The sequence below is a fragment of the Limnobaculum eriocheiris genome, from assembly GCF_021010575.1.
Taxonomy (GTDB): domain Bacteria; phylum Pseudomonadota; class Gammaproteobacteria; order Enterobacterales; family Enterobacteriaceae; genus Limnobaculum; species Limnobaculum eriocheiris.
On record NZ_JAJNAG010000073.1, the window covers coordinates 1 to 8,053 of the forward strand.

At 46.2% G+C, this 8,053-nt stretch carries 7 protein-coding genes and 1 pseudogene; 5 read left to right on the forward strand and 3 right to left on the reverse strand.

Features of this window, described 5'->3' with window-relative positions; genetic code table 11:
- Positions 1 to 126: 126 nt before the first annotated feature.
- The 5 genes and pseudogenes from LPW36_RS17115 to cysS all read left to right on the forward strand — a co-directional run.
- A pseudogene (locus LPW36_RS17115) lies at positions 127 to 1,092 on the forward strand (molybdopterin-containing oxidoreductase family protein); the annotation flags it as partial.
- A 2-nt stretch (positions 1,093 to 1,094) separates the two neighbouring features.
- On the forward strand, positions 1,095 to 1,649 hold the full coding sequence (locus LPW36_RS17120; RefSeq protein ID WP_230611766.1) for a 4Fe-4S dicluster domain-containing protein: 555 nt from the start codon (positions 1,095 to 1,097) through the stop codon (positions 1,647 to 1,649).
- Positions 1,650 to 1,661: 12 nt separating this feature from the next.
- Complete coding sequence (locus LPW36_RS17125; RefSeq protein WP_230611767.1) at positions 1,662 to 2,531, forward strand: dimethyl sulfoxide reductase anchor subunit family protein; 870 nt, start codon at positions 1,662 to 1,664, stop codon at positions 2,529 to 2,531.
- Between the two features lie 84 nt (positions 2,532 to 2,615).
- Entirely contained in the window at positions 2,616 to 3,059 is a 444-nt protein-coding gene (locus tag LPW36_RS17130) for a RidA family protein (RefSeq protein ID WP_230611768.1), read from the forward strand.
- Between the two features lie 169 nt (positions 3,060 to 3,228).
- The gene (cysS, locus tag LPW36_RS17135; protein WP_230611770.1) at positions 3,229 to 4,617 is read left to right on the forward strand and encodes a cysteine--tRNA ligase; all 1,389 of its coding nucleotides are present in this window, start codon (positions 3,229 to 3,231) and stop codon (positions 4,615 to 4,617) included.
- 237 nt (positions 4,618 to 4,854) lie between these two features.
- Here the strand turns inward: cysS and folD are convergent, their stop codons facing one another.
- The 3 genes from folD to LPW36_RS17150 form a co-directional block, all read right to left on the reverse strand.
- Complete coding sequence (folD, locus tag LPW36_RS17140) at positions 4,855 to 5,715, reverse strand: bifunctional methylenetetrahydrofolate dehydrogenase/methenyltetrahydrofolate cyclohydrolase FolD (protein WP_230611772.1); 861 nt, start codon at positions 5,713 to 5,715, stop codon at positions 4,855 to 4,857.
- Between the two features lie 271 nt (positions 5,716 to 5,986).
- Complete coding sequence (locus LPW36_RS17895) at positions 5,987 to 6,850, reverse strand: DUF6708 domain-containing protein (protein ID WP_338085995.1); 864 nt, start codon at positions 6,848 to 6,850, stop codon at positions 5,987 to 5,989.
- A 4-nt stretch (positions 6,851 to 6,854) separates the two neighbouring features.
- A partial coding sequence (locus tag LPW36_RS17150; RefSeq protein WP_230611776.1) for a hypothetical protein occupies positions 6,855 to 8,053 on the reverse strand: 1,199 nt, incomplete at its 5' end.

The window sequence follows — 8,053 nt, forward strand, 5'->3', positions numbered from 1 at the left end:
GTTGCATCTGAGATACCAGGCCAACAGTATTAAATCGCGGCGGGTAATTTCTTATCTGACATCGCCAAAACCTACCAGAGTATGGTGTTGGTTTATTAGCGCTGATTTTGTGGGGATCCCTCAGCGCCTATTCCGGTTTCAAAAGTGGGCGACTGGATTGTGAACGATCGTCCACACCCTATTAACTTCTGGTGGATTATGACCATGGGGGTACTGACTCAGTTGCCTAACACCAATATGGTGAAAAAAGCGCTGAAGAAAGTTCCTTTTGTGGTGGTTGCCGATAACCTGATGACTTCAACCACGCTGTATGCCGACCTGGTGTTGCCGGTGACGACCATTTTTGAAGACGTCAGTCTGATGGCCGGGGTTCGTAGCCACTATATTCAACTGATGGAAAAAGCCGTGGAGCCAGTAGGTGAAGCGAAGCCGGACTACTGGATCTTTGCCCGACTGGCAGAACGCTTTGGCTTTGGTGAAGTGTTTAACCAGCCTATTGAGCACTACATTGAAAACTGCCTGGCAGAAACCGGAATCACCATTGAGCAACTGCGTAAGGGGCCAATTAAGCCCGTTGATGCACCCTGGATTCCATTTAAAGACGGTATCTTCCGTACCCCTACCAAAAAGGCCCACTTCTTTATTGAAGAGTGGCAGAAGAAGGACTTCGCCCCCATTGTCACCTATATGCAGGTGAAAGAGTCGCCGAAAGGTTCACCTGAGCTGGCCCAAAAGTATCCACTAATGGCGGTTCAGCGCAAACTGGCGCGTAGTATTCACTCCAGCCACGGCATGAATGAGTGGATCCTCGAGGTTCAGCGTAATCAACCCAATCTTTTGATTCATCCGGATGATGCGGCCAGCCGTAATATTCGAAATGGTGAATGGGCGATTGCGTTTAATCACCGGGGAGAACACCGCGCGTTGGCCGTAGTGACTCGCCAGATTAAACGCGGAGTGATCTGTCTGGATAACGGCTGGTGGGAACAGCAGGGGGGCAGCAGTAGCCATGTGACTAACGATTTGATTGAAGTACTGGGAACAGGACATTGCTGTAACAGTACCTTAGTTGATGTCAGAGCGGAGGCGTAATCATGGTCAGACAATATGGGTTTTTAATCGATATGCGCGGCTGCTATGGCTGCAAAACCTGCTCAATGGCCTGTAAGTCAGAAAATGCGACGCCTACCGGTGTCTTATGGCGTCGCGTCAGAGAGTTTAATTTTGACGATCCTAACGGCATGGCCTTTATCAGCATGTCCTGTAACCACTGTGACGATCCTCAGTGTATGAAAGTTTGTCCGGCGGATACCTACAGTAAACGACCTGACGGCATTGTGGTTCAGGATCATGAAAAATGTATTGGCTGTCGGATGTGTATTATGGCTTGCCCCTATAATGCGCCGGTATTTGATCCGGTGGAAGGAAAAACCAGCAAGTGCAACCTGTGTGCAGAACGTTTGGATGAAGGATTGAAGCCTCGTTGCGTAGAGTCTTGTCCGGCTGGTGTATTGCAGTTTGGTGATATTGATGAGCTACGTAAACGTTACAGCGCCGATTTATCACGCATTGAAACACGCTATAAGCTGCCGGATCACCGTATCAGCCATCCGAATATTGTGATCATCCCTGCTGGTGATAAGGAATAAGGAGATACCATCATGTCTGAATATGAACTTCCTTTAGTCTTTTTCACCGTACTGTGTCAGTGGGCCATTGGTTCCATTATTGCCATTACGGCATTAATGACGGTTCAACCGGTATGGTTGAATGAAGAGGCGCGTTTTAACCGGTTGCGTTCGATGGCGCTGGTGATTTTAGTTATCAATATTATTGGTTCATTCTTGTCGCTGTTGCATCTGGGCTCTCCGATGGGAGCCTATCGCGCCATTTTGGGGATTGGGCACTCATGGTTAAGTCGTGAAGTGGTGGCCTTCTTCCTGTTGAATGCGGTGGTATTTATCTGGGCCGCTGTGATGTTTCGTTTTAATCGCCATCGCGCGCTGGTGAAAAGCATTAGCTTTGTTGCTTCTCTGGCGGGTATTGCGGCGATACTGGTTTCGGCACAGGTTTATTACCAAATGGCCAGCCACCCAATGTGGCATACATTAATAACCCACCTCAGCTTTATTGCCACGGCACTCTTATTGGGATTTGTCACTATCAGTCTGATGGTTGCAGTCTACCAGTATCGCCAGGGTGTACAGCAGGAGAAGATCCCGGGGCTGTTATTAACCGGTATTCTGCTGGGTGTGTTACTGATGCTGTGGGTGGTGTTGTGGTATAGCCATGGTGTGAATGGACAAGGTCAGATGGTCAGTAGCGCCATCGCTGTATTAGGCTCCGGGCTGGTAGGTTGGTTGATCTTCGGTGGATTAATTACCGGAACCGGCGTTGCCACTTATCTGTATAAGCAATCGTCTATTTCCATAGCGGGAGCAACATTGCTGATGCTGGTGGTGCTCTCTGCCGCTATTTGTGGGCGTATGCTGTTCTATAGTGGTGTAATGAGCCAATCTCCCTGGTTCTGAGTAGTCATAACGCAGCTGCCCGGCAATTCTGTTCGGGCAGCTTTTTCATTATCAATCTGAAAATAACCCGATAAGGATATTTTGATGCTGAAGAAAACCTGTCTGTCTGTTGTGATGGCAAGCGTATTGCTGTCTGCTGGTGTTGCCCAGCCCGCTGAACGTAATGTGGTGATGCCTGAAGGGGCTAAACCTTCAGCGCTGTTCTCTCCGGCTATTGAAGCCAATGGTTTTGTATTTACGTCAGGCCAGTTACCTATCGATCCTGCTACCGGCAAGATGGTAGAAGGCATCGAAGCGCAAACGGAGCAGGCGATTGCTAACCTGCGTAGGGTGCTGGAAGCCAGTGGCTCATCTCTGGATAAGCTGGTTAAGGTTAATGTCTACCTTAATAATATTGATGATTACGCCAGTATGAACAAGATTTATGCTAAAGCGTTTAAAGGGGCTCCTCCGGCACGAACGGCTTTGCAGGTAGGTAAAATCCCACTTGGCGCAGCCATTGAGATTGAAGGAATTGCGGTAAAATAACGCTTTTCCAATAAGTTTAAATCTGCTGGCAGCGGAGGTGGTTATCCTCTGCTGTAATCCATCATAGTGATATATACCTCATGAATCATGGGGTTCCTCTTGCAATGCCCTGACAATCAGGTTTCAATATATCTTTCCCATTAACTTATCAAACGGTAACAGGCTTCCAATGCTAAAGATCTTTAATACCCTGAGCAGACAAAAAGAGGAATTTAAACCCATTCATGCGGATAAAGTCGGCATGTATGTGTGCGGGGTAACCATTTATGACCTGTGTCATATCGGGCATGGACGTACTTTTGTTGCCTTTGATGTTGTATCTCGCTACCTGCGTTTTTTGGGTTATAACCTGACTTATGTAAGAAACGTGACGGATGTAGACGATAAAATTATTCGTCGGGCGACCGAAAATAAAGAGAGTTGTGAACAGCTAACCACTCGTATGCTGGCAGAGATGCATGCAGACTTTGATGCGTTGAATCTGGCCCGTCCTGATTTAGAGCCGCGCGCCACTCACCATATCCCTGAGATTATTGAGCTGGTCGAGTTATTGTTGCAACGCAATCATGCCTATGTGGCGGATAACGGCGATGTGATGTTTGCGGTAGATACTGACGCTGATTATGGTTTGTTATCCCGTCAGGATTTAGAGCAGCTTCAGGCGGGTGCCCGTGTTGAAGTGGCGGATGTAAAACGTAATCCAATGGATTTCGTGTTGTGGAAAATGTCTAAACCGGGTGAACCAAGCTGGGCATCGCCATGGGGAGAGGGCCGTCCGGGCTGGCATATTGAGTGTTCCGCGATGAACTGCAAACAATTAGGTGAACACTTTGATATTCATGGCGGCGGCTCTGATTTGATGTTCCCACATCATGAAAATGAAATTGCTCAGTCAACCTGTGCTCACGATGGTCCTTACGTTAACTACTGGATGCATTCCGGTATGGTGATGGTGGATCGTGAAAAAATGTCTAAGTCACTGGGTAATTTTTTCACTATTCGTGATGTGTTGAAACACTATGATGCTGAAACCGTGCGCTATTTTCTGATGTCCGGCCACTATCGTAGCCAACTGAATTACAGTGAAGAAAATCTTAAGCAGGCAAGAACCGCGCTTGAGCGTCTGTATACTTCGTTACGGGGTACGGATGAAGCGGTAAAAGCCCGGGGCAACACTGAGTTTGAGGCCCGATTCCGTGAAGCCATGGATGATGATTTTAATACCCCGGAAGCCTATTCGGTGCTGTTTGATATGGCGAGAGAAATCAATCGGTTGAAAGCTGAAGATATGGCAGCAGCCAATCAACTGGCTGCGGAGCTGCGTCGTTTATCCGGGGTGTTAGGTCTGTTAGAGCAATCTCCGGAATCTTTCCTGCAAGGCGCAGGCCAGAATGCGGATGACAGCGAAGTTGCAGAGATAGAAGCACTGATTAAGCAACGTAACGATGCCCGTCAGACAAAAGATTGGGCCATGGCGGATGTGGCTCGTAACCGTTTAACCGAGATGGGGATTATTCTGGAAGATGGTCCACAGGGAACGGTTTGGCGCCGCAAATAAATCATTCATTTATCATCAAAGCCATCAGGCATTGATGATAAAGTCTGATTTATTCGGTTTGGTGTTTTAAAATAGCCAATTGTCGGGAGGGGCTGCCGTGGGCCAGGCCCGACATGCACTGAAATTTAGTACAGATGGTCTTCCGGTCGGGCACAAAGCCAATATAAGCACTTTAGATTTTACGACCGGAATATTCATTGATGCTAACGTATCTGGTTTGCCAGCTGTCTGATAACATCACATTGGATCGTGATAAAGCTCGCAGGCCTGTAAGGTATTCTGCATCAGCGTTGCCACCGTCATTGGGCCAACACCACCGGGAACCGGCGTGATCCAACTGGCACGTTCGGCTGCCGCTTCATATTCCACATCACCGACGACTTTTCCGCTTTCTAACCGGTTGATACCCACATCGATAACAATAGCGCCGGGCTTAATCCACTCTCCACGTACAAATCCGGGGCGACCAACGGCGGCAACAATCAAATCAGCGTCTCTGACTTTCTTTTCCATATTGGTTGTAAAGCGATGAGTAATGGTAGTGGTACAGCCAGCAAGCAGTAACTCCAGTCCCATTGGACGGCCAACAATATTGGAAGCGCCAATAACCAGAGCGTCCAGACCATAGGTATTGATTTCACAGCGTTGCAGCATGGTAATAACACCGTGAGGCGTACAAGGGCGAAGCTTCGGCGTGCGTTGGCACAGGCGACCGATATTATAAGGATGGAAACCGTCAACATCTTTTTCCGGAGAAATACGTTCCAGAATCTTGATGTTATCAAATCCTTGCGGCAGCGGTAATTGAACCAAAATTCCATCAATTAGCGGATCGTTATTCAGGGAATCAATCAGTTCGAGCAGTTCATTCTCAGTACAGGTCATATCCAGATTGAATGAACGAGACAAAAAACCAACCTCTTCACAGGCGCGGCGTTTACTGTTGACATAGATCTGAGAGGCGGGGTTTTCACCAACCAGAATAACCGCCAAACCCGGAGCGCGTTTGCCTGCCTGAAGGCGTTGTTGAACACTTACGGCAATTTCAGTTCTGAGTTGTTGAGCGATTGCCTTACCATCAATAATCTTTGCTGACATCTGAGAATAGGTCCATTTTTTAACAACGGGTGCCATATTCTGTCAGAAGCGAGACGTTCTGTCAGGGAGAAGTTATGATTAATTAGAAAAGCGGGGGTAATCACAAATAATGGGGGCTGAGAATTGCTTCAGCCTGAATAAGTTTATCTGACCCAATCCATCCAGATGGCAACCTTATAAAAAACCGCGCAGAAGATAATAAAAGAGGCCGTATATTTTGTATCACCTTCCCCCTGATACGTTTATCTGGCAGACAGTAAAATAATATTATTTAGTTTGAGTAATGTGCTGCGACTGACTGATACTCTTCCATCGAACTCACTTTCGCTTTTTCATCATATTCAGGCTTCCAGGTAATGGCTTTACCCGGTACATTATCTTTCTCGAATGTGGTGAAATCCAGATTGCCGTCACTAAAGGCCATATAGCTGTTGATCCACATCCATTCGTCATAACTCAGCGAGCTGTCCGCCGTCAGGCAAAAGTGATCGACCATTTCCGTGGTGCCTGGCTTACACACCACACAGCGGATCACATAGCTGCGAAGCATCCCGCCGGTGCTGACCGGTGCGGCCATGGAGGTCAGCACCGCCTGTATATCCTGCCAGTTAAACTCTTTTTGTACCGGTCGGGTTACCCGAAAAAAAGGCGAGGTAAAAAGCCCTTTGGTACTTAAATTTAATAAAATATAGTCATAGATATATACCTTCCCGGTTTTACGATTTAACCGGATAGGGCAATCTTTGGGCGCAAAAATAGAGTAATTGAGTAAAGTGGCAAAAAAATAAAAAAAACAGGCTCCAGTTAGTATTACTGCCCCCGATAAAACATTAACCGATACATATTCATCTTGCCATGTATTCGGATTATATGTACCTAACTGAAATATATTCGTTATTAAAATATAAAACCCAATCAAAAAAACAAAAAAACAAAAAAACAACATAGAACCTAAAAGTGCATAAGCAAAATAATTACCATATCCCATACCTGGGGTACGCCGTGATAACTCACAATAATCATCATTATAAAAACGCAGTCTTTTATTACTGGTTAATCGCTCACTTCGGCTATAAATTCCTTTATATAAGTCTTCCCGCCACATAGAGAGCTGAGGTGTATATTTTGATGGCATATTATTATCCCTGCTGTTGGTATTCTAAACGCATTGGCATCGGATTAGCCTCTTTACCTTCTGCCCAGTAATTAAGGAAACAGTGTAGCTGCTTTAAGCCAGATATTTCGCCAATTTTCTGCTCAATAGTAAATATTCCTGTACCCTTGTTTTTTTCACTAACACCATAAGTATGTTTCTCTGCATCCGATACTTCTTTTGCTAACAACAGTTTGCTGCCGCCGGGTATATTATTAACAGGGATAAAGTGAACTCGGTCCGACGCTTTTTCTATTTTCAAGCGAATAGGCCCCCCTTGATAACACTCTATAATCACTTCCCCTTCAAAGGTGCTCTTTTCAGTATACTGTGATAAACCAGCTAACAGATAAAGAGATCCATAAAAATCTCGACTCATAGCGCTTGCGGTTGCCGGATTGCCTAAACTACTCATCGGATCAGATACCCTTGCGTACCAGGGAACCTTCGGATAGATTGCATTGACTAGCTTTTTCTCTGACATATTGTTGACAATAAATAAATAGCTGCCGGAAATACAGGCAAAATAATCATTGATAGCCTTACCTACATCAACTTCCGTTGCCTGATAGGGGGCACCCTTTTCTGGATGTGCTTGATTACCAAACAGGCAGCGATTAAACCATAGCTCAATGGGTGACCAGTTATCTGATTCTGAACCAGTGACGACTAGATATGCACCTAACAGTGCTAAACCTATCGCAAACAATAACCAACCGATTGGCGTAGCGCCGACAAAAACGGCAAAATATAACAATATACTACCTGACAGTATTCCTAATACACCTCCTAAAAATACTAACACTCCATCATTCCCATCCCCTCTCGCAATCATCCTAATCCCCGAGCATACATCTATAATCCCATCCAATATCGCCACCCCGGCTAAAATAACCCCAGTCCCCTTTATAAAAGAGCTGGCCCCCGGGATCATTTGCGAAAAGATTCCCCCCTGGCGTAACAAACCAACAATTTTAACCAGCTGTGCTCCCATCTGGCTTACCATTATCCCGGAGGTCAACAACGCCTTTGCCATACTGGCAACAATCTTATCGTGTTGTGCCTTAGGTAACTGTTGCTGTTGAAGCAGCTTACGGTTTTCATTGAAGCTCAGCATTTGCAACAGCACCATGATACCGTTGATCACCGCCGCTTTGCCTTCCGTTATACCGGCTCTACGTCTGA

What these genes read in the sequence shown, in the direction of transcription:
- LPW36_RS17120 (WP_230611766.1), top strand. Translation starts at nt 1,095, where the DNA reads ATGGTCAGACAATATGGGTTTTTAATCGATATGCGCGGCTGCTATGGC.
- LPW36_RS17125 (WP_230611767.1), top strand. Translation starts at nt 1,662, where the DNA reads ATGTCTGAATATGAACTTCCTTTAGTCTTTTTCACCGTACTGTGTCAG.
- LPW36_RS17130 (WP_230611768.1), top strand. Translation starts at nt 2,616, where the DNA reads ATGCTGAAGAAAACCTGTCTGTCTGTTGTGATGGCAAGCGTATTGCTG.
- cysS (WP_230611770.1), top strand. Translation starts at nt 3,229, where the DNA reads ATGCTAAAGATCTTTAATACCCTGAGCAGACAAAAAGAGGAATTTAAA.
- folD (WP_230611772.1), bottom strand. Translation starts at nt 5,715, where the DNA reads ATGTCAGCAAAGATTATTGATGGTAAGGCAATCGCTCAACAACTCAGA.
- LPW36_RS17895 (WP_338085995.1), bottom strand. Translation starts at nt 6,850, where the DNA reads ATGCCATCAAAATATACACCTCAGCTCTCTATGTGGCGGGAAGACTTA.